This is a genomic window from Aurantimonas sp. HBX-1, from assembly GCF_021391535.1.
GTDB lineage: Bacteria > Pseudomonadota > Alphaproteobacteria > Rhizobiales > Rhizobiaceae > Aurantimonas.
On the sequence record NZ_CP090066.1, the window covers coordinates 2,953,995 to 2,974,939 of the forward strand.

The window sequence follows — 20,945 nt, forward strand, 5'->3', positions numbered from 1 at the left end:
GCGTTGCGAGGCCACCCTGTCTGGCGGCTGCGGTTCGCGGTAACCTCTATCGACGCGACAAGAAGTCTCTATGACAAAAACGTCTCACTATTGTGACACATTAACCCGCTGATATTCCTGTGTTTTCTTCTGAACTCGGTTTGGAGGTGCCGGGATCGGGGAATCGGGCGGTGAAAACCGAGCCCTCGCCGACCCGGGAGGTGATCAGGAGTCGGCTGCGATGGCGCAGGAGGATGTTGCGCACGATCGACAGGCCGAGCCCGGTGCCCCGCTGCGAGCGATCCTTGCCGAGATCGACGCGATAGAAGCGCTCGGTCAGGCGGGGGACGTGCTCGGCCGCGATGCCGCGTCCGAAGTCTCGGACGGAGGCGTCGATCACCGGCGCGCCGCGCTCGGTGGTGCGCGCCAGCTGCATCACCACGCGCCCGCCCCCGTCGCCGTATTTGCAGGCGTTCTCAACGAGATTGGCGAAGACCTGCATCAGCTCGTCCTCGTCGCCGATGACCAGCACCGGCTCCTCCGGCAGGGCCAGCTCGATGGCCAGGCCGCGCTGCTCGGCGAGCGGGCGCATCTGCGCCTCGACCTGGCGGAACAGGGCGGCGAGGTCCGCCTTGGTGGCGATCGGGACGTGGCGCTTCATCTCGATACGCGACAGCGACAGGAGATCGTCGATCAGCCGGGACATGCGGGTCGCCTGCTCGCGCATGATGTCGAGGAAGCGGTCGCGGGCGGCGGCATCGTTGCGCGCCGGGCCCTGCAGCGTCTCGATGAAGCCGGTGAGCGAGGCCAGCGGCGTGCGCAGCTCGTGGCTGGCGTTGGCGACGAAGTCGGTGCGCATCCGCTCGAGCCGCAGCTCGGCGGTACGGTCGCGGAACAGCATGAGGAAGAAATGCGGCCGCTCGCCTTGGTAAGGCGGGATCGGCACCACCTCGACCTGCCACGTCCGGTCGAGCGGGCGGCGGTCTTCGAGGGTCGCAAGGCCCGGCTGCAGGTGCTCGATGACCCGCTCGACCACCGCCAGCAGCTCCGGCGAGCGGAAGCGCAGCGACACCGGATCGCCCAGCGACATGTTGCCGAAGGCGATCAGCGAGGCCGGGTTTCGGTAGCGCAGCAGCATGAAGCGGTCGACGATGAAGGCGGGTTCCTGGAACGCCTCAACCACCGCCTTCATGCCGCGTCCGGGCCATACCACCTCGCGCTCGGCGGCGCGGATGCGGCCCCGCGGGCTGTGGCCGCGGCTCGGCCAGTGGACCACCAGCATGAGCGCGACGAAGGCGGCGAAGCAGCCGGCGGCAGCTTGCGGAAACGCCCAGCCGAGCAGCGCGAAGAGCGCGGCGGCGGCCACGGTGATCGTCCGCGCGCGGCGCCGCCCGTCGGGGCGCGGCTGCGCCTCGTCCTCGTCCTGTCGTTCGTCGGTCATCGTGGTCGCAGCTTCCCGGCCTCGCTGAAAGGGCGCAATCGCCAGATCATGCCCTGTCCTAGAGCCGGTACTTTAGAGCTTCATGACGGCGGGGGGCCGAAAAGCGATCGGCGCGCCTCACGCTGCCGGCCGCAGGCGGAGCGAGTACACCATGAGGTCGCGCGTTTCCTGGCCGACGCCGGGGTCGATGGCGAGCTGGCCCTCGGCCGTCGCGCCGGCCGGCACCTCCATGTCGAAGATGAAGGTCTCCTCGGCGATGCTGGTGGCAAAGCGCTGCCTTCCGCAGGTCGTCTCACCGGCAAACACGCAGCGGACGCCGAACTCGCGCGGCGCGCCGTCCGGAGAGCCCACCGTCAGCTCGCCGCGCACGGTCTGCCCCGCGAGGGAACGCACCACGCCCGGACCGATGACGAGGCCGATCTCGGTGCCGGTCCCGACGGAGGGCACGTCGATCCGCACGCCGGACTGTCCGGCGGTGGTTGTCTCGGCGGTGACGCGGCCACCATCGGTGGCCCGCACCGCCTCGATGTCGCTGCCGTCGAAGACGCTGATCCAGTCGGCGTCCGATTCCGCGCTCTCGCCCGAAGCGCTGCGGATGGCCTCCTCGACGCTCATGCCGTCGCTCGCCTCGACCTCCGGCGTCGCCATCACGGCGGAATAGAGCCACCAGGCCGCGACGACGAGCAGCGCCAGGACGGCGATCGCGGCAACCACGCCCACCAGCCAGCGGGGTGCCCGGCGGGAGGAAGCGGCGGCGGGCTTGCGATTGCCGGGCGACCAGTCGCCCGCGGGGGTCGACGCCGCCGGCACGGCAGACGCCTCCGCGACGCGCGCCTCGCGCAGCTTGGGGGTGTCGCCTTCCGTCGATCCGCCGGCGGCGGCGGAGCCCGTCGCGTCATGCTCCGGCAGCGACGGTGCCGGCAGATCGTCACCGTCGGACGCGGTCACCGCGAAGGTCGCGGGAGCGGGACCTGCGTCGGGTCCTTCGGCATCTGCCGCGAGCGAGCCGCCTGGCGGGTAATCGGCCTCGATGCGCTCGATCGCCGCGATCAGCTGTTCGAGCTGGCGGTCCGCCGCGTCTTGGCCGACACCCTTTTCCGCGACGACGCGCTGGATGGCGCGTTCGGCGGCCTCGTAGACCTGCACCCGGAAATCCGGGTCGTCGGCATTTCCTTCCTGCAAAGCACGCCGGACACTCGTTTCAATCGTGCTGGCCAAATAACGCCGCCTTTTGTCAATCGAAGCAAAGCCCGGCCGAAGACGACGAGCACAGGACGTGCAGAATAGTACGCCGCGGCGCCCCGTCCAACCAGGGAAGTCATGCCGGGACCGCTGCCGCTTCCGGATCGCGCCCTCCGGCGCAGCCAATCCGCCGAGGCCGCGTTGAGTAAAGCGGGGCATCGCCCCCTCGACCTTACGCGTGACCTGGAGGAAACCCATGACATCCACCGACCTGCTCAGCCTCGAGGGCCAGATCGCCCTCGTCACCGGTTCCTCGTCGGGAATCGGCAAGGCGACGGCCCTCGAACTGGCCCGCGCCGGCGCGGATCTGGTGATCAACCACCTCGGCTCTTCCGAGGCGGCCGACGCGGTCGTGGCCGAGATCGCGGCTCTCGGCCGGCGCGCCATCTCGGTCGGGGCCGACGTCGCCGCTGAAGAAGACGTGATCGCGATGTTCGACCGGGCGGAGCGCGAACTCGGCCCGCTCGACATCGTCGTCTCCAACGCCGGCATCCAGAAGGATGGCGCCATCGCCGAGATGAGCCTCGACGACTGGAACGCCGTGATCGCCGTCAACCTCACCGGCGCGTTCCTGGTCGGGCGCGAGGCGGTCCGGCGCTTCCGGGCAAAGGGCCCGCGGGAGACGGTGAGCCGGGCGCTCGGCAAGCTGGTGTTCGACTCCTCGGTGCACCAGGTCGTGCCCTGGGCCTTCCGGGTGAACTATGCCGCGTCCAAGGGCGGGCTGGACCTTCTGATGCGTTCCATCGCCCAGGAAGTCGCGCGGGAAAAGATCCGCGTCAATTCGGTCGCGCCGGGCGCCATCGCCACGGCGATCAATGCCGAGGAGCGCGAGGACGGCGAAGAGGAAATGCTCAAGCTGATCCCCTACGGCCGGATCGGCGACCCCGCCGATGTCGGACGCACCGTGGCCTGGCTGGTGTCGGACGCTGCCGACTACATCACCGGCCAGACGCTGTTCGTCGACGGCGGCATGACGCTCTATCCGGGCTTTCGCGGCAACGGCTGACGCGGCCCGCCTCACCCTCGCGCAGGCGCTTCGCCTTCTGCTATGCAGACGCTTTGCCGGCATCCCCGGCACCACGAAGCGGAGGATCAGCGCGATGGCACTCAAGGGACAGGTCGCGATCGTTACCGGCGGCGCCAAGGGAATCGGCTACGCCATCGCGCAGCGCTTCCTGCAGGACGGCGCCCGGGTGGTGATCGCCGATATCGACGAGAAGGCCGGAACCGCCGCCGAGAAGACGCTCGGCGAGTGGGGCGAGGTACGTTCGGCGGTGTGCAACGTCGCCGACCGGCTGCACGTCCACAACCTCGTGGCCATGACGCTCGGCGAATTCGGCGACGTCGACATCCTGGTCAACAATGCCGGCATCGTCCACAAGGCCGACTTCCTCGATCTCGACGAGGCTGCCTTCGACCGTGTGCTGGGGGTGAACCTGAAGGGCTCGTTCCTCTGCGGCCAGGCGGTGGCGCGGCACATGGTCGAGAAGGTCAAGGCGGGCGGCGAACCCGGCACGATCATCAACATGTCGTCGGTGAACGCGGTCTTCGCGCTGGCCGACCAGGTCGCCTACTCGGTCTCCAAGGGCGGCGTCAGCCAGTTGACCAAGGTCATGGCGCTGTCGCTCGCGCCCTACGGGATCAGGGTCAACGCCATCGGCCCCGGCTCGATCATGACCGACCTCCTGAAGGCGGTGGCCAGCGACAAGGCGGCGGCACGGAAGATCCTGTCGCGCACCCCGCTCGGCCGGATCGGCGAGGCGGCGGAGATCGCCGGGGTGGCGGCGTTCCTGGCCTCGAAGGACGCCAGCTACGTCACCGGGCAGACGATCTATGCCGATGGCGGCCGGCTCGGCCTCAACTACACGATGCCGGTGCCGAACGAGGACTGATCGCCCGGCGACGCCGGCGGACCGCGCCGGGGCCGAGAGCCCCGGGCGTGTGCGGCGAGACGGGCGGGATCAGCCCCGCTCGTCGCCGTCCTCGTCGGTCTCGGTGCGCCGCATCGAGGTGAGCTTGGCGAACACCGCCGCCGCATCGAGCTCGCCGTCCTCGGCCGGCGCGGCCGGCTCCTGGCGATGCCAGTTCTGGGTCTGCGAGGCCGACAGCAGCCGCTCTTCCTCGGCGATCTCCTCGGGCCGGATGATGCCGCGCGAGGCCTTCTCGACCTCAAGGTCGAGATCGATCTGCGAGCAGAGGCCCAGCGTCACCGGATCCATCGGCTGCAGCGTCGCGGAATTCCAGTGCGTGCGCTCGCGGATCTGCTGGATGGTGTTCTTGGTCGTGCCGACCAGCCGCGAGATCTGCGCGTCCTTCAGCTCCGGGTGGTTACGCACGAGCCAGAGGATGGCGTTCGGCCGGTCCTGGCGCTTCGAAACCGGCGTATAGCGCGGCGCCTTGCGCTTGGCTTCCGGCACACGGACCTTCGGCGTGGCGATCTTAATCCGGTAGTTGGGATCCTTCTCGCCCTTCTCGATCTCCTCGCGCGCCAGCTGGCCGTTCATCACCGGGTCGAGGCCCTTGATGCCGGTCGCCGACTCGCCGTCGGCAATCGCCTTCACCTCGAGCGGATGCAGCGTGCAGAAATCGGCGATCTGCTCGAAGGAAAGCGAGGTGTTGTCGACGAGCCAGACGGCCGTCGCCTTCGGCATCAATAGTTGCTGTGCCACGGATACAATCCTCCTAAGTGCCTGCCCCGGGGGACCGGCCGTGGAATCTCACCACATGTCATGGAATTGGCGGCCGTTATAATGTGTCGGCCTGACAGGTGCAAGGAAATCGCGCCGCCGGCCGCGAATGGGCGGGAGCACCAACCGGCTCGCCGGGGGCGGCCGGGAACGCCAGCCCCGGCCCCGAAGGCACGGCGGGACGCACCCGCGGGGCGCCTGTTCAGGTGGTCAGGACGATCTTGCCGATATGATCCTCGTCCATGTGCCGGTGCGCCTCCGCCGCCTGATCGAGCCGGTAGCGCGCCTCGATCAGCGGCCGCACGCCGCCGTCGGCGACCAGCGGCCAGACCTTCGCCTCGAGTTCCCTGGCGACGCCGGCCTTGAAGGCCACCGGCCGGGCCCGCAGCGTCGAGCCGGTCAGGGTCAGGCGCTTCGTCATGATCAGGGCAAGGTCGATCTCGGCCTTCGGACCGTTGAGGAAGGCGATCTGCACGATCCGCCCGTCCTCGGCGGCGAGCTTGAGGTTGCGGTTGGTGTAGTCGCCGCCGACCATGTCGAGAATGACGTCGATGCCCCTGCCCCCGGCCGCCTCGCGCAGCGGCTCGACGAAGTCGCCATTGCGGTAGTTCACGCAGAGCGCCGCGCCCAGGCTTTCGGCCGCCCGGCACTTGTCGTCGCTGCCGGCCGTCGCGAAGACCCGCGCCCCGAAGGCCCGGGCAAGCTGGATCGCGGTGGTGCCGATGCCGGACGTGCCGCCGTGGACGAGGAAGCTCTCGCCTTGCTTCAGGCCGCCGCGCTGGAAGACGTTGTGCCAGACGGTGAAGAAGGTCTCGGGGATGCACGCGGCCTCCTCCAGCGAGATCCCCTCCGGCACGGGCAGCGCGTTGCTCTCGGCGACGACGGCATATTCGGCATAGCCGCCGCCGGCGACCAGCCCCATCACCCGGTCGCCGGGCTTGAAGCGGCCCGCGCCCTCGCCCACCGCCGCGACGGTGCCGGCGATCTCGAGGCCGGGCCAGTCGGGCGCGCCGGGCGGCGGCGGGTAGGCGCCGAGCCGCTGCAGCACGTCGGGCCGGTTCACGCCCGCCGCCGCGACTTCCACCAGGATCTCGCCGGCCGCCGGCTCGGGGACCGGCCGCCGTCCGGGCTTCAGGACCTCCGGGCCACCGAACCCGTCGCACCGCACGAATGTCATCTCGTTCGTCATCGCAAATCGCCTCCGGCCCGGGAAGGTAGAGAGAATCTTGCGATGGCGAGGCGTCGTTAATCCCCGGGTAAGCTTTCCAGTGTTTAACTTCGATCAGTCCAGATTGATGGATAGGCGGAGCGATCTCGCCCCGTTTGACGCCTCCCTGTTGAAACTCCTGAGAGCCGCTTTCGCGGCTCTTTTTTTTGCGCCGGGTTTGGCTAATTCCGGTTAACCATCGTTAATGGGAGACGCTTGCCAAGCCGGGGGTCTCGCCGCACTTTCCCGGGACGCACGAATCTTCGTCCTGCCGGCGATCGGCACGATGCAGGCCCCGGGAGGCTGTCTCAGCCAATGACGACGCAGAATACCGATTCACCGAAGGAAGACCGGACCATCCGGCTCGCCGAGCACCTGGCGTTCTCGCGCTCCTTCCAGCCGCTGTTCAACGAGGGGATGGCCCTCGTCGACGAGACGGCGGTGTATCTCGACGGCGTCGGCCGGGTCGAAGCCAAGGCCATGTCGAAGGCGGCGGCGACGCTTTACGCCGCCGAATCGATGCGGCTGACCACGCGGCTGATGCAGGTGGCGTCCTGGCTGCTGCTGCAGCGCGCGGCCAACCAGGGCGACATGTCGCGGGCGCAGGTCGAGGCGGAAAAGGTGAAGGTGCGGCTGGAAGGGCTCGGCAGCGCCCGCCAGTCCCCGCAATATGCCGAGCTGCCGGAAACCTTCCGCCACATCGTCGAACGCGCCATGAAGCTCGAGCGGCGGATCGCCATGCTTGACCGGGAGATCTACGGTGACGCTTCGCGCCGCGAGGACTGGCCGACCACCAATCCGGTGGGCGAGCAGATCAACCTGCTGAAGACCGCCTTCAACGGCTGACCGTGGCGGGCGTGCCCCTAGGGGGACTTCCGGGCGCCCGTTGACCAGCGCATGCGGCGGAGCGTCCCCGCACGCCGTACGGTAAGGCGCACACGTCTCGAGCAACAGCTCCGCCCGGCATCGCACGATGCCGGGTTTTTTGCTCGTGCCTGCATGTTCGCTGGCGCACGCGACAGCCTGCCGCAAGTGCCGCAGGCATTCGTCAAACCCTTCATTGACGCAACGGACCTAATCGGCAATCTTCGCCGGGCTGGGAGGCACAAGACTATTTCCGAATAACTGTAAGGGAGGTTTACTATGGTGCGACGCACGAATAACGACGGCGTATTGCCGATGACGGAAGCTTCGGTCAGCCGGCGCAAGTTCCTCAGGGGGGGCGCCGTGGTGGCAGGCGCGGCGGCGAGCAGCCTGGCAGCGCCGGCAGTGCTCGCGCAGTCGCCCGTGGTGGTGAAGATGCAGACGTCGTGGCCGGCGTCGGACATCTGGATGGACATGGCCCGCCAGTATGTCGAGCGGGTCGAGCAGATGAGCGGCGGCCGCCTCAAGATCGACCTTCTGCCCGCCGGCGCCGTCGTCGGCGCTTTCCAGGTCATCGACGCCGTCAACGACGGCGTGCTCGATGCCGCGCACTCCGTCTCCGCCTACTGGTACGGGAAGAACAAGGCGTCCTCGCTGTTCGGCACCGGTCCGGTGTTCGGCGGCAATCCGACGACGATGCTCTCCTGGTTCTACCAGGGCGGCGGGCGCGAGCTCTATCGGGAGCTCACGCAGGACAACATGGGCCTCAACATCGTCGGACTTCTCGGCTTCCCGATGCCGGCGCAACCGTTCGGATGGTTCAAGAACCCGATCGAGACGGTCGCAGACATCGGCGGCCTGAAATACCGCACCGTCGGCCTCGCCGCCGACCTCATGCAGTCGATGGGCATGAGCGTCACCCAGCTGCCCGGCGGTGAAATCGTCCCGGCGATGGAACGCGGCGTCATCGATGCCTTCGAATTCAACAATCCGTCGTCCGACATGCGTTTCGGCGCCCAGGACGTCGCCAAGAACTACTATCTCGGCTCCTACCATCAGGCGTCCGAAGCCTTCGAGTTCCTGTTCAACCGGGACTTCATGGAAGATCTCGACGACGATCTGCGCGCCATCATGGAATACGGCGTCGAGGCGGCGTCGACGGCCAACACGGCGTTCGCTCTCGACAACTATTCTTCCGATCTGCAGAAGCTGCAGAGCGAGAGCGGCGTCACCGTGCGCCAGACGCCGAAGGAAATCCTCGCCGCGCAGCTCGAGGCCTGGTCGGAGATGATCACCCAGCTGGAAACCGACCCCTTCATCAAGAAGGTGCTCGACAGCCAGCGCTCGTGGGTCGAGCGGGTGACCTACTACGAAATCCTCAACGCGCCGGACTACCGCCTGGCCTACGAGCATTTCTTCCCGGGCAAGCTCGACAGCTGATCGACGCAAGGCAGACGCCTTGAGCAAGCCCGGTGGCCCTGGCCACCGGGTCTTTTCTGCAGATGGACTCGGGGGCCCATGGTCGCTTTCATTCGCTTCGCCGACACCCTGTCGGCCGCTTTCGGCAAGACGTTCGGCTGGTTGATCCTGCTGATGACCTTCGGGACGAGCTACGAGGTGTTCGTCCGCTACGTGCTCAACAACCCGACGGCATGGGCCTTCGACGTCTCCTTCATCATGTACGGCACGCTGTTCATGATGGGCGGCGCCTACACGCTGTCGCGCGGCGGGCACGTGCGCGGTGACTTCCTCTACCGGCTCTGGCGTCCGAGGACACAGGCGACGGTCGACCTGATCCTGTATCTCTTCTTCTTCTTTCCCGGCGTGACCGCGCTGATCGTCACTGGCTGGAAATACGCCGCCCGCTCCGTCGGCTACGGCGAGGTCAGCGTCAACAGCCCCGCCGGCATCCCGATCTACCAGTTCAAGGCCGTCATGGTCGCCGCCGGCATCCTGCTGTTCATCCAGGGCATCGCGGAGATTCTGCGCTGCATCCAGTGCATTCGCACCGGTACCTGGCTGCGCGCCGAAGACGACGTGCAGGAGACCGAGGACATCATTCTCAACAAAGCCACAGCCGCGGAAAGCGACGCACACCCATGACCGAACCGCAGGTTGCCCTCTTTATGCTGGGGCTGTTCATCTTCCTGGTCTTCCTCGGGTTCCCCATCGCTTTCACCCTGATGGCGATGGGCATCATCTTTGGCTACTACGCCTATTTCGACGGCGACCGGATGTGGCGCGCCTTCAATCGTCTCGACGAGGACGCCGGCCTCTACGACAGCGTCACCCTCTGGCTCGACGGGTTCTTCAATAGCCGGATCTTCGACCTGTTCATCAACCAGACCTATACGGTGATGAGCAACGAGGTGCTGACCGCCGTGCCGCTGTTCCTGTTCATGGGATACGTGGTCGAGCGCGCCAACATCGTCGATCGGCTGTTCACCACGCTCAACGTCGCCTCGAAGAACGTTCCGGGCTCGCTCGGCGTCGCGGCGCTGATCACCTGCGCCCTGTTTGCCACCGCGACCGGCATCGTCGGGGCCGTGGTGACGCTGATGGGGCTGCTCGCCCTGCCGGCGATGCTGAAGGCCCGCTACGACACGTCCTTCGCCACCGGCATCATTTGCGCCGGCGGCACGCTTGGCATCCTGATCCCGCCCTCGATCATGCTGATCGTCTATGCGGCGGCATCCGGCACCTCGATCGTCAGGCTCTACGCCGGCGCCCTTCTCCCGGGCTTCCTGCTGGTCGGGCTGTACATGGTCTATGTCGTCGGCCGGTCGATCCTGCAGCCGTCCGTCGCGCCGAAGCCGGCACCGGGCGAGATTCCCGACGTGCCTTTCGGCCGGGTGCTGTTCATGATCGTCACGTCGTTCCTGCCGCTGGCGGTGCTGATCCTGGCGGTGCTCGGCTCGATCCTGTTCGGCCTCGCGACGCCGACGGAAGCGGCGGCGATCGGTGCGCTCGGCGGCCTGCTGCTGGCGGTGGCGTATCGGGCCATGACCTTCCAGCGCCTGCGGGAGTCTGTGTACCTGACGGTGCGCACGACCGCGATGGTCTGCTGGCTGTTCGTCGGCTCCTACACCTTCTCCTCGGTGTTCTCCTATCTCGGCGGCGAGGCGGTCATCTCGGAGTTCGTCCAGGGTCTCGACCTGACGCCGTTCCAATTCCTGCTGCTGGCCCAGGTGATCATCTTCCTGCTCGGCTGGCCGCTTGAGTGGAGCGAGATCATCATCATCTTCGTGCCGATCTTCCTGCCGCTCCTGCCGATGTTCGGCATCGACCCGCTGTTCTTCGGCATCCTCGTCGCGCTGAACCTGCAGACGTCGTTCCTGACACCGCCCATGGCGATGAGCGCCTATTACCTCAAGGGAATCGCCCCACCGGAGGTGCGCCTGACGCAGATCTTCATGGGCCTGATTCCCTTCCTGTTCATGGTGTTCCTGGCCATGGCGATCGTCTACATCTTCCCGCAGATCGTCTTCTACCTGCCCGATGCCGTCTATGGCTGATCGCCGCATTCTCGACCTGCCGGCCGTCGTGCTGCGGGAACGGCTGGCAAGCGGCGCGATGCGGGCGATCGAACTGACGGAAGCAGTGATCGCCCGGGTCGACTGCCTGGGAACGGCCTCCACCGGCTTCACCTGGTTCGACCCCGGCTTCGCGCGGCGGCAGGCCGCCTCGCTCGACCAGTTCCGCGGACGCGGGCGTGCGCTCGGCGCGTTGCACGGGCTGGTCGTCGCCGTCGACGATACGATCGATACGGCCTGGATTCCGACCGGGCGGGGCTTCGCGCCATTCGACGGCCACGTGCCGGAGAAGGAGTCAGCCATCGTCGAGCAGCTGCGCAGCGCCGGGGCGATGGTGGCGGGCAAGACCCGGGTGGCGGAACTCGGCGTCGGCGGCTTCCGCGGGGACGGACAGAATGGGGGCGGTTCCGCCGCGACGCGCGACGGTGCAGCGGCGGCGGTCGCCAACGGCGTCGTTCCGCTGGCCGTCGGCCTGGACGGAGGCTCCTCCCTCGTCGCCGCGGCGGCGTCGGCCGGGGTGACCGGCTACCGGCCGAGCTTCGGCGCGATCTCCCGCCGCGGCACGCTGGATCTGGTGCCCAGTCTCACGGCCCCTTGCGTCTTCGCGCCGGACGTCGCCGGCGTGGCGCTGATCGCGGAAGCCCTGTTCGGCTTCGACGCAGCCGACCCCGCGACCACCCTGGCGCCGCACCCGCGGCTCCTGGAACACGCGGGCAGCCCGCCGCCGGTAACCCCGACGCTGGCCTTCGTGCGCACGCCGTGGTGGGATTGCGCCAGCGCCGAGATGCAGGAGGCTTTCGACGAGCTGATCGCGGCTCTCGGCGAGCGCTGTTTCGAGGCGCCGCTGCCGCAGATCTTCGCCGACGCCCGGATCCTCGCCGAACGCGTCATGCTTGCGGAGATGGCGAAGAACCTGACGGGCATCCGCCAGCGGCACGCGGCAGCGCTGTCCCAGGCCCTGTCCGAAAGGCTCTCCGAGGGCGATGCGGTGCTCGCGCGGGACTATCTGGCGGCGCTGGACTGGCGGAAGGTCCTCTACGCGGGGATCGAGACGATCTTCGAGCGATGCGACGCCATCGTCACGCCTGCCGCCATCGGCCCAGCGCGCGACGGCCAGGCGACGCAGGACGCGACCGCGTTCAATGCGCTCTGGACGTTTCTGGGCGTTCCGAGCGTCACGCTGCCGCTGCTGGAGACGCCCGACGGCCTGCCGATGGGCGTGCAGCTGGTCGGGCGGCGCGGCGAGGATGCCAGGCTGCTGCGCACCGCACAGTGGCTCCAAACACTGTTTCAACAGGAGATGCAGGGATGACCCTGGAGCGCTTCTTGTCTGCCGTCGCCTTCGTGGTCCTGTGCGTCTTCCTGCTGGTGCTGGTCACCAAGGTTGCGACGCTCGACCTGACGATCGTGGTGCTGGTGACCGTCCTGCTGTGCGGCTACGACCTGTTCTTCCATCGCGTGCCGCCGCACCCGTGACGGGCAAAGCCGAGGCAAAAACGAAAAAGCCCGGCGCGAAGGCCGGGCTTTTCGGGCGACAGGTCGCCGAAGACTAGATCTTGAGGCCTTCGTAGCGCTTCTTGAAGCGCGACACGCGGCCACCGCGATCGAGCAGATGCTGGTTGCCGCCGGTCCAGGCCGGGTGGCTGGTCGGGTCGATGTCGAGATTCATCTTGTCGCCCTGCGAACCCCAGGTCGACCGGGTCTCGTACTCCGTACCATTCGTCATCACGATGGTGATGTTGTGGTAGTTCGGGTGGATGTCTTTCTTCATCGCCTTCGGTCCTTGGTCCTGCCGGCTCCCCTGACACGCTTGAGCCACTGCGGCAAAGCCGCCGGACGGTCTCGATGTCGCGGGGATCACGGAGCGCGCTTCGCTTCCAAAATCAGGGTCGAGCCTATACATCAGGGCCGGTCGGGGCACAAGAGCCGGCCCGGCGTCCAACAGCCTGGAGACGAGCGTGGCCGATACCATCATGGTGGAACCCAAGGACGCGGCCAGACGGCGCAATCTGCGGCCGCTGGCCCGGCTGGTACCCTACATGCTCCGCTACAAGGGGCTGGTGACCGGGGCGGTGATCTGCCTGGCGCTCGCCGCCGTCACCACGCTGTCGCTGCCGCTCGCCGTCCGGCGTGTCGTCGATCACGGCTTCGCCACGTCCGACACCGGCTTCATCGACCTCTATTTCGCGACGCTCATCCTGCTCGCGCTGGTGCTCGCCGTCGCCAGCGCCGGCCGCTACTTCTTCGTCATCACGCTCGGCGAGCGGGTCGTCGCGGACCTGCGCAAGGACGTGTTCGCGCATGTCACGCGGCTCTCGCCGGCCTTCTTCGACCGCTCGATGTCGGGCGAGATCATCTCCCGGCTGAGCGCCGACACGACGCAGGTGAAGTCCGCCGTCGGCGCCACCGCGTCGCTCGCGCTGCGCAATGCCATCCTGTTCTTCGGCGCTGTGACGATGATGGTGGTCACCAGCCCCGGCCTGTCGCTGATCGTGATCGGCGCGATTCCGGTCATCGTCCTGCCGCTCGTCGCCTTCGGCCGCTCGGTCCGGCGCCGTTCGCGCCTCGCGCAGGATACGCTGGCCGACGCCACCGCCTATGCCAGCGAGGCGATCGGGGCGATGCGCACGGTCCAGGCCTTCACCGGCGAGGCGGCGGCCTCCAGCCGCTTCTCGCGGGCGGTGGACGTCGCCTTCGGCGCGGCGCGTTCCTCGATCACCGCCCGGGCCTTCCTCACCGCCTTCGCGATCTTCCTGATCTTCGGCTCGATCATCGCCGTGCTGTGGATCGGCGCCCAGCGGGTGACGGCCGGCACGATGACCCCCGGCACGCTCGGCCAGTTCCTGCTCTACGCGGTGTTCGCGGCGGGCGCGCTGGGGCAGCTATCGGAGGTCTGGGGCGAACTCGCCCAGGCGGCGGGCGCAGCCGAGCGCCTCAGCGAGCTGCTCGCCGAGGAATCCGGCGTGCGGCAGGCCGCCCATCCGCTGCCGATGCCGGTGCCGGCTGAGGGCGCCGTGGTGTTCGAGAATGTCAGCTTCGCCTATCCGTCGCGGCCGGACCTGCCGACCGTGCACCAGCTGTCCTTCTCGGTGCGGCCCGGCGAGACGGTGGCGATCGTCGGCCCGTCCGGCGCCGGCAAGTCGACCGTCTTCTCGCTGATCGAACGCTTCTATGACCCGGACGCCGGCCGCATCCTCGTCGACGGCGTGGACATCAGAGAGGCCGACCTGCACGCGCTGCGCAGCCGGATCGCCTTCGTGCCGCAGGACGTCTCGATCTTCGCCGCCAACGCGGCCGAGAACATCGGCTTCGGCGAAATCCAACCGGACGCCGGCCGGATCCGCGCGGCGGCGCGTTCGGCGCTTGCCGACGGCTTCATCGAGGCGCTGGACAAGGGCTACGACACGATCATCGGCGAGCGCGGCATCACGCTGTCGGGCGGGCAGCGCCAGCGCATCGCCATCGCGCGCGCCATCCTGCGCGACGCGCCGATCCTGCTGCTCGACGAGGCGACCTCGGCGCTCGATGCGGAGAGCGAGAAGCTGGTGCAGATCGCGCTGGAGAAGCTGATGCAGGGGCGCACCACCCTGGTCATCGCGCATCGCCTGGCGACCGTCCTCAAGGCCGACAGGATCCTCGTGCTGGACCAGGGCCGGATCGTCGAAGAGGGCAACCATGCATCGCTGATCGCCAAGGGCGGCATCTACGCGCGGCTCGCGCGGCTGCAGTTCGACGCCGGCCGCAGCGACATCGCCGCGGAATAAACGGGCCTGCCTTGCCTCTGCCGCCCGCCCTGCCCTGCCAATCATGACGGAAACTTCAGCCGCATCCTCCAGCCGGTCACGGAGCCGTCAGATCTGAAGCCATGTTGCCCCGGCGATCGTCTCTTCCCGGACCATACCGGTCCAGAAGCACGAAAGGACGATCGCACATGAAGCGCACGATGATCACGATCTTCGCCACCACGGCCCTGTCCACAGCAGCACTCGCCCAGGCCGACATGACGCCCGCCGTCACCGCCTCGGACCAGGACGTTTCCAGCGGCATCGTCAGTGCCGATTCCGTGACCGCCGGGGAGAACGGCTGGCTCGTGGTGCACCGCACGGATTCGGCGATGAAGCCCGGCCCCGTTGTCGGCTATGCGCCGATCCGCGCGGGAACGACGAACGACGTCGCCGCGATCCTCCAGGAAGAGGTCGCCAGCGGCGACATGCTGATGCTGATGGTCCACTCGGAAGCCGGTGGCACGAAGACCGGGGTCTTCGAGTACACGCTCGGCGCCAAGGAAGACGGCCCGATCCGCGTCGACGACAAGCTCGTCATGCAGACGATCACGGCCGAGTAAGCCGCCGCCCGGGGGCTACTGCGGCCCGGTCCGCCGGATGCGTTGCCGGCCCCTTAGAGGGTCGGCGGCGTTGCGGTGACCTCGATCGCGGCGAACCAGGCCGAGAGATCGGCAATGTCCTCGTCGCTGAGGCTCTGAGCGATGATCGACATCTGCTGGTGCTGGCGGCGTCCGTCGCGGAACGCCTTCAGCTGCTCGGCGAGGTAGATGCTGCTGTCGCCGGCAATGTTCGGCGCGTCGGGCGCCGTGGCGATGCCGTCGCTGCCGTGGCAGGTGGCGCACATCTGCGCCTTCTGCCGTCCGGCCGAGAGGTCGGCGGCAAGCGCGGGGCCGGCCGCGATCTGCACGGCGAGCAGGGCCGCGGCGGGCCGCGTGAAACGATTCATCCTGGATCCTTCATGATTGCGATCGGACGGCCGCTGCCGGCCGCCCGGCGATGGCGGCAAGCCCCGCCCGCAAGGCCGCTCCCGCGCCCGCAGGGGCGCAGGAGCCTGAGACGAGGCCGGTCAGTCCTCGTAGGATATCCGGTACAGCGCGCCGGCGAGGTCGTCCGAGACCAGCAGCGAGCCGTCCTTCATCACCGCGACGTCGACCGGCCGGCCGATATATTCGCCGCTTGGCGTCAGCCAGCCCTCGGCGAACGCCTCGGTCTCGCCGGCCGTGCCGTCCTCGTTGACCGGGGTGAACATCACCCGGGCGCCGACCGGCTCGGTGCGGTTCCACGAGCCGTGCTGGGCCGAGAAGATGCCGCCGCGATATTTCTGCGGGAAGCTGGTGCCGGTGTAGAAGTCCATGCCGAGATCGGCGGCGTGGGCGGTCATCTCGACTTCCGGCGGGATCGTGTCGGCCGGCACCTCGGAATCCTTGTACTCGTTGGTGCGCACGGTGCCGCCGCCATACCAGGGGAAGCCGAAATGCTGGCCGGCCTCGGTGGCACGGTTGAGCTCGCCGGGCGGGATGTCGTCGCCCATGCCGTCGACCTGGTTATCGGTGAACCAGAGGTCGCCGTTCGCCGGGTTGAACTGCATGCCGACCGAGTTGCGGATGCCGCGGGCGAAGACCTCGCGGCCGGAGCCGTCGCGGTTCATCCGGATGATGCCGCCGATACCGGTGCGCTCGTAGAGATCGGCCTTCTCGGCGGGCGGCACGTTGTAGGGCTGGCCCAGCGAGATGTAGAGCTTGTCGTCCGGCCCGATCCGGCAGACCCGGGCGGTGTGATTGAACGATTCCTCCTCGACCGGGATCAGCTCGCCCTTCGGCACCACCTCGTCCACCGCGACGTCCGGGCTCTCGTAGAAGAACTCCGCCGCCGGCAGCACCAGGACGCGGTTCTGCTCCGCCAGATAGAGGAAGCCGTCCTTGGAGAAGCATACGCCGTTCGGGATGGCGAACTCGATCGACGGGGCGAACTGCTTGACCTCGTCGGCGACGCGGTTCTTGTCGCGGTCGGTGACCGCCCAGACATCCTGCTTGCGGGTTCCCACGAAGGTCACCACGCCCTGCGGGCCGACCGCGATGTGCCGGGCGTCGGGCACCACCGCGTAGAGCTCGATCTTGAAGCCGGAGGGCAGCTTGATCTTCTCGAGATTGGCCCGCAGCTGGTCGGCATATTCGCCGGTCTGCTCGATCGTGCGGAAGTCCATCGACGTGCCGGTCGACTGCATCCCCCGCAGCTTCGTCATGTTGTCATCGCCCTGGGCGAACGCATTGGTCGCCGCAAGGAGGCCCGCAAAGGCCACCGTGCTCATCAGCATTCTAACCATGTTTCCTCCCTGCCGTGCTTGCCACACGGTCTTTGACAAGGGCTTTGCCCTTACGACAGGGATGCTGGCATGGTGCCCGCGCGGACGTCAATCATCCGCGCCGCGCAGCCGATTGCCGCATGAATGGTCCCGGTTGCACGACTGTCAGCGCTCGGTGAGCTTGAATTCGATGCGCCGGTTGCGGGCCCGGGCCTCCGGGCTGTCGCCCGGCTCGATCGGCTGGTACTCGCCGAATCCGGTGGCCGCCAGACGCTCCGGCGGCACGCCCTGCGAGATCAGGTACTTGACCACGGCGCCGGCGCGCTCGGTGGAGAGCTCCCAGTTGTCCTCGAAGCGGCCGCCCGAGATCGGCACGTTGTCGGTATGGCCGTCGACGCGGATGATCCAGTTGATGTCGGATGGTATCTCGCGGTTGAGTTCGACGATGGCATTGGCGAGCTTGGCCATCTCCTCGGCGCCGGCGGGCTGCAGGTCGTCCGATCCGGAGGGAAACAGCACCTCGGACTGGAAGACGAAGCGGTCGCCGACGATGCGGATGTTCTCGCGGTCGGACAGGATCTCGCGCAGCCGGCCGAAGAAGTCGGAGCGGTAGCGCGACAGTTCCTGCACGCGCTGCGCCAGCGCGACGTTGAGCCGGCGCCCGAGGTCGGCGATGCGGGTGCGGCTTTCCGCGTCGCGCTCCTCGGAGACCTCCAGCGCGCTCTCCAGCGCGGCGATCTGCTGGCGAAGCGCCGAGAGCTGCTGGTTGAGCAATTCCACCTGGCTGCGGGCCCGCTGCGACAGCGCCCGCTCGTCGTCGAGGGCACTCTCCAGCCGGCCGACCTGCGCGCCGGCGATCGCCGCCGAGCCGGAGCCGGAATCCAGCGCCTGCTGCAGGCGGCTGCGATCCTCTTCGGCAGACGCGAGCGAGGCCTGCAGCGTGGCGATCTGGTCCTCGAAATCCTGGCCGGAGGAACGCTCCAGCGCCAGCAGCTGGGTGAGTTCGTTGATCTGGCTGTTCAGCCGGTCGAGCACCTCGTCCTGGCCCGAGATCTCGCGGCTGAGAATGAACTGCGCCAGCACGAACACCGACAGCAGGAACATGATCGCCAGGAGCAGCGTCGACAGCGCGTCGACGAAACCCGGCCAGTAGTCGACGCTGCGTTCGCTCCGGCGGTTTCTCGACAGGGCCATCGCTCAGCGTCCCCTGTCGCCGCCGCCGAGCTGGCCGGACAGACGCTCCAGCACCTTGCGAAGCTCGCGCTGCTCGCCGGCCTGGGCCTCGACGAAATCGCGCAGGATCTGCTGTTCGCCGCGCATGTGCTGAACCAGCCCCTGGATGCTTTCGGCGAGATTGGCCATGGCCGCACTGGTGCGCGGATTGGTCCCCTGGTCCTGGACCAGCTTGCCCAGCCGCTCGGAGAGCAGGCGCAGCTCGGGGTTGCCTTCGCTGCCGACGCCCGGCGCCAGCACCATGTCCGAGCCGACGTCCGTGACCGAGGACAGCCAGTTCTCGAGCTCGGTGTAGAAGCGGTTCTGCGCCCGGCCGATCTGCAGGTCGAGGAACCCGAGGACGAGCGAGCCGGAGAGGCCGAACAGCGACGAGGAGAACGCCGTGCCCATGCCGGAGAGCGGCGCCGATAGCCCCGCCTTGAGGGAATCCAGGATGGCGTTGGTGCCGCCGATCGACGGGTCGAGGCCCTGGATGGTCGCGCCGATCGAGCCGATCGTGCCGAGCAGGCCCCAGAACGTGCCGAGCAGGCCGAGGAACACCAGCAGGCCGATGAGGTAGCGGGCGATGTCGCGCGTCTCGTCGAGGCGCGTGGCGATCGAATCGAGGATCGAGCGCATCGACTGGGTGGACAGCGACAGCGACCGGCGCCGGCCGATCATGGCGCGCATCGGCGCCAGCAGGACCGGGTCCTTCATCTGGTCGAAGTCGTCTGCGCCGTCGCGATAGGCATTGACCCAGCGCACTTCCCGCTGCAGCCGCAGCACCTGCAGCAGCGCCAGGAAGATGCCGACGCAGAGCACGCCGATGATCAGGCCGTTCAGTCCGGGATTGGTGACGAAGGCCGAGGCGACCTGGCGGCCGAGGATCGCCGCGAGGAACCCGACGAGCGCCAGGAACACAAGCATCGACCAGAGGAACACGAGGGGGCTGGAGAGCCGGGTCGGATCGAAATCGTCCGGTCGTGCCGACCTGGCTGGCGAACTAGATACCTGCATCGCGTTCCATCAACTCCCGTGGGGGTCCGGTGCCGCACGAGCCGGCATTCCGCACGAACGCGCCTCCGGCATGTGCTCCCACGCCGCTTGTACTCGAATTGCGAGGCGAGAATAGGCAACAATGCGGCGCATTTAAACGCCGAACGCTGCAACGCAGCAGCATAAGGCTTAAATTCGTGTTAAGTTTTGCCGAGTTGCCCGGTATCGGACGTTCAGAGAGCGTTGGCCGCCTGCCGCCGCAACGTCGCCTGACGCAGCTGTTCCACCAGCGCCTTGTGCATGAATTCGTTGCCGCAGGCGACGTCGCCTTGCATGTGGTCGAACTTCTCGCCGTCCATGCCCGAAAGGAAGCCGCCCGCCTCGCGGATCAGCACCGCGCCGGCGGCGACGTCCCACGGACGCAGCGCCCGCTCCCAGTAGCCGTCGAAGCGCCCCGCCGCGACATAGGCGAGATCGAGCGAGGCGGCACCCATGCGGCGGATGCCCGAGGTCTCGCCCATGATCTGGCGCATTTCCCAGAGGGATGCGGCATGATCGCCCTGGCCGAGGAACGGGATGCCGGTGGCAAACAGCGATTCCGGCAGGCGCTGGCGCGCGGCGACGCGCAGCCGGCGGTCGTTGAGGAAGGCGCCGCCGCCCTTCTCCGCCGTGTAGAGCTCGTCCATCGCCGGGTTGAAGACCACGCCGGCGACCAGCTGGCCGTCGCGCTCGAGCCCGATCGACACGGCGAACATCGGCAGGCCGTGCAGGAAGTTCGTGGTGCCGTCGAGCGGATCGACGATCCAGCGATGCTGCGGATCGCGCCCCTCGACCGCGCCGCGCTCCTCCATCAGGAAACCCCAGTCCGGACGGGCCCGCGACAGTTCCTGGAAGATCACCTCCTCGGCGCGCCGGTCGGCATTGGAGACGAAGTCGGCCGGCCCCTTCATCGAGACCTGCAGGTTCTGCACCTCGCCAAAGTCGCGGATCAGCCCGCGGCCCGCCTTCATGGCAGCCTGGGTCATCACGTTGAGAAGGGCGGAACGGGCCATCTTGAGCTTTCAGGAAAGAGTCATGCGGCCGGGACACCCGGCCGGGAGATGCGAAGGAAGCGAGAGCGGCCGACCGGTCAGTCGGCGCGCCGCAGGTAGGTGATCTCGTTGGTGTCGACGAGAATCTTCTCGCCGGCCTCGATGAAGGGCGGCACCATCACCCTTATGCCGTTGTCCATCACCGCCGGCTTGTAGGACGAGGCGGCGGTCTGCCCCTTCACCACCGGGTCGGCCTCGACGATGGTCAGCACCACCTGGTCGGGCAGCTTGATGCCGATCGGCTTGTCCTCGTGGCTTTCCACGGTGACCATCATGCCGTCCTGCAGGAACGCGGCGCGGTCGCCGACGAAATCCTTCTGCAGTTCCAGCTGCTCGTAGGTGCCGGTGTCCATGAACACCAGCATCTCGCCCTCGGCGTAGAGGAACTGGTAGTCATTCTGCTCGAGGCGGACCCGCTCGACCGTCTCCGAGGCGCGGAAGCGCTCGTTGAGCTTGGTCCCGTCGATCAGGTTCTTGAGTTCGACCTGGGCGAAGGCGCCGCCCTTGCCCGGCTTGACGTGGGCGGTCTTGATCGCGGCCCAGAGGCCGCCATTGTGCTCGATCACATTGCCGGGGCGGATTTCGTTTCCGTTGATCTTCATGAAA

The 20,945-nt window shown here is 67.8% G+C and carries 21 protein-coding genes; 10 read left to right on the top strand and 11 right to left on the bottom strand.

Features of this window, described 5'->3' with window-relative positions; genetic code table 11:
* Positions 1-100: 100 nt before the first annotated feature.
* Both LXB15_RS14070 and LXB15_RS14075 read right to left on the bottom strand, forming a co-directional pair.
* Positions 101-1,420: an ATP-binding protein gene (locus LXB15_RS14070; protein ID WP_233949044.1), complete on the bottom strand. Its 1,320-nt coding sequence runs from the start codon at positions 1,418-1,420 to the stop codon at positions 101-103.
* 117 nt (positions 1,421-1,537) lie between these two features.
* Entirely contained in the window at positions 1,538-2,602 is a 1,065-nt protein-coding gene (locus LXB15_RS14075) for a hypothetical protein (RefSeq protein WP_233949045.1), read from the bottom strand.
* Between the two features lie 256 nt (positions 2,603-2,858).
* On the opposite strand from LXB15_RS14075, the gene LXB15_RS14080 reads away from it, so the two are divergent.
* Together LXB15_RS14080 and LXB15_RS14085 are read left to right on the top strand one after the other, a co-directional pair.
* A complete protein-coding gene (locus tag LXB15_RS14080) occupies positions 2,859-3,668 on the top strand; it encodes an SDR family oxidoreductase (RefSeq protein ID WP_233949046.1) in 810 nt (269 codons plus the stop codon).
* Positions 3,669-3,762: 94 nt separating this feature from the next.
* Positions 3,763-4,554 (top strand): SDR family NAD(P)-dependent oxidoreductase, encoded by a 792-nt coding sequence (locus tag LXB15_RS14085; RefSeq protein WP_233949047.1) that lies wholly within the window; start codon positions 3,763-3,765, stop codon positions 4,552-4,554.
* A gap of 69 nt (positions 4,555-4,623) precedes the next feature.
* Here the strand turns inward: LXB15_RS14085 and LXB15_RS14090 are convergent, their stop codons facing one another.
* Together LXB15_RS14090 and LXB15_RS14095 are read right to left on the bottom strand one after the other, a co-directional pair.
* Positions 4,624-5,331 (bottom strand): DUF1013 domain-containing protein, encoded by a 708-nt coding sequence (locus LXB15_RS14090; RefSeq protein ID WP_233949048.1) that lies wholly within the window; start codon positions 5,329-5,331, stop codon positions 4,624-4,626.
* A 220-nt stretch (positions 5,332-5,551) separates the two neighbouring features.
* On the bottom strand, positions 5,552-6,538 hold the full coding sequence (locus LXB15_RS14095; RefSeq protein WP_233949049.1) for an NAD(P)H-quinone oxidoreductase: 987 nt from the start codon (positions 6,536-6,538) through the stop codon (positions 5,552-5,554).
* 333 nt (positions 6,539-6,871) lie between these two features.
* On the opposite strand from LXB15_RS14095, the gene LXB15_RS14100 reads away from it, so the two are divergent.
* From LXB15_RS14100 to LXB15_RS14125, 6 genes are all read left to right on the top strand, one after another.
* Positions 6,872-7,402: a DUF1465 family protein gene (locus LXB15_RS14100; RefSeq protein WP_233949050.1), complete on the top strand. Its 531-nt coding sequence runs from the start codon at positions 6,872-6,874 to the stop codon at positions 7,400-7,402.
* 333 nt (positions 7,403-7,735) lie between these two features.
* Positions 7,736-8,860: a TRAP transporter substrate-binding protein gene (locus LXB15_RS14105; protein ID WP_233949051.1), complete on the top strand. Its 1,125-nt coding sequence runs from the start codon at positions 7,736-7,738 to the stop codon at positions 8,858-8,860.
* A 78-nt stretch (positions 8,861-8,938) separates the two neighbouring features.
* Positions 8,939-9,523 (top strand): TRAP transporter small permease subunit, encoded by a 585-nt coding sequence (locus LXB15_RS14110; protein ID WP_233949052.1) that lies wholly within the window; start codon positions 8,939-8,941, stop codon positions 9,521-9,523.
* Complete coding sequence (locus LXB15_RS14115; RefSeq protein WP_233949053.1) at positions 9,520-10,935, top strand: TRAP transporter large permease subunit; 1,416 nt, start codon at positions 9,520-9,522, stop codon at positions 10,933-10,935. Before LXB15_RS14110 ends, LXB15_RS14115 begins: the two co-directional genes overlap by 4 nt.
* The gene (locus LXB15_RS14120; RefSeq protein WP_233949054.1) at positions 10,928-12,265 is read left to right on the top strand and encodes an amidase; all 1,338 of its coding nucleotides are present in this window, start codon (positions 10,928-10,930) and stop codon (positions 12,263-12,265) included. The genes LXB15_RS14115 and LXB15_RS14120 overlap by 8 nt, the downstream gene beginning before the upstream one ends.
* Complete coding sequence (locus LXB15_RS14125) at positions 12,262-12,429, top strand: hypothetical protein (RefSeq protein WP_233949055.1); 168 nt, start codon at positions 12,262-12,264, stop codon at positions 12,427-12,429. The genes LXB15_RS14120 and LXB15_RS14125 overlap by 4 nt, the downstream gene beginning before the upstream one ends.
* 73 nt (positions 12,430-12,502) lie before the next feature.
* Here LXB15_RS14125 and rpmE read toward each other — a convergent pair whose 3' ends face one another.
* On the bottom strand, positions 12,503-12,724 hold the full coding sequence (gene rpmE, locus LXB15_RS14130) for a 50S ribosomal protein L31 (RefSeq protein WP_233949056.1): 222 nt from the start codon (positions 12,722-12,724) through the stop codon (positions 12,503-12,505).
* 202 nt (positions 12,725-12,926) lie between these two features.
* Between rpmE and LXB15_RS14135 the strand changes: the two genes are divergently transcribed.
* The gene (locus tag LXB15_RS14135) at positions 12,927-14,717 is read left to right on the top strand and encodes an ABC transporter transmembrane domain-containing protein (RefSeq protein ID WP_233953179.1); all 1,791 of its coding nucleotides are present in this window, start codon (positions 12,927-12,929) and stop codon (positions 14,715-14,717) included.
* A gap of 167 nt (positions 14,718-14,884) precedes the next feature.
* Positions 14,885-15,298: a hypothetical protein gene (locus tag LXB15_RS14140; protein WP_233949057.1), complete on the top strand. Its 414-nt coding sequence runs from the start codon at positions 14,885-14,887 to the stop codon at positions 15,296-15,298.
* Between the two features lie 53 nt (positions 15,299-15,351).
* On the opposite strand, the gene LXB15_RS14145 is transcribed toward LXB15_RS14140, so the two are convergent.
* From LXB15_RS14145 to efp, 6 genes are all read right to left on the bottom strand, one after another.
* A complete protein-coding gene (locus tag LXB15_RS14145) occupies positions 15,352-15,684 on the bottom strand; it encodes a cytochrome c (protein WP_233949058.1) in 333 nt (110 codons plus the stop codon).
* 120 nt (positions 15,685-15,804) lie between these two features.
* Entirely contained in the window at positions 15,805-17,061 is a 1,257-nt protein-coding gene (locus LXB15_RS14150) for a sorbosone dehydrogenase family protein (protein ID WP_370640108.1), read from the bottom strand.
* Between the two features lie 144 nt (positions 17,062-17,205).
* Positions 17,206-18,234 (bottom strand): peptidoglycan -binding protein, encoded by a 1,029-nt coding sequence (locus LXB15_RS14155; RefSeq protein ID WP_233949059.1) that lies wholly within the window; start codon positions 18,232-18,234, stop codon positions 17,206-17,208.
* Positions 18,235-18,237: 3 nt separating this feature from the next.
* A complete protein-coding gene (locus LXB15_RS14160) occupies positions 18,238-19,269 on the bottom strand; it encodes a MotA/TolQ/ExbB proton channel family protein (RefSeq protein WP_233949060.1) in 1,032 nt (343 codons plus the stop codon).
* 212 nt (positions 19,270-19,481) lie between these two features.
* Positions 19,482-20,300, bottom strand: coding sequence for an inositol monophosphatase family protein (locus tag LXB15_RS14165; RefSeq protein WP_233949061.1), 819 nt, complete (start codon positions 20,298-20,300; stop codon positions 19,482-19,484).
* Between the two features lie 77 nt (positions 20,301-20,377).
* Complete coding sequence (efp, locus tag LXB15_RS14170) at positions 20,378-20,941, bottom strand: elongation factor P (RefSeq protein ID WP_183209472.1); 564 nt, start codon at positions 20,939-20,941, stop codon at positions 20,378-20,380.
* Positions 20,942-20,945 lie beyond the last annotated feature (4 nt).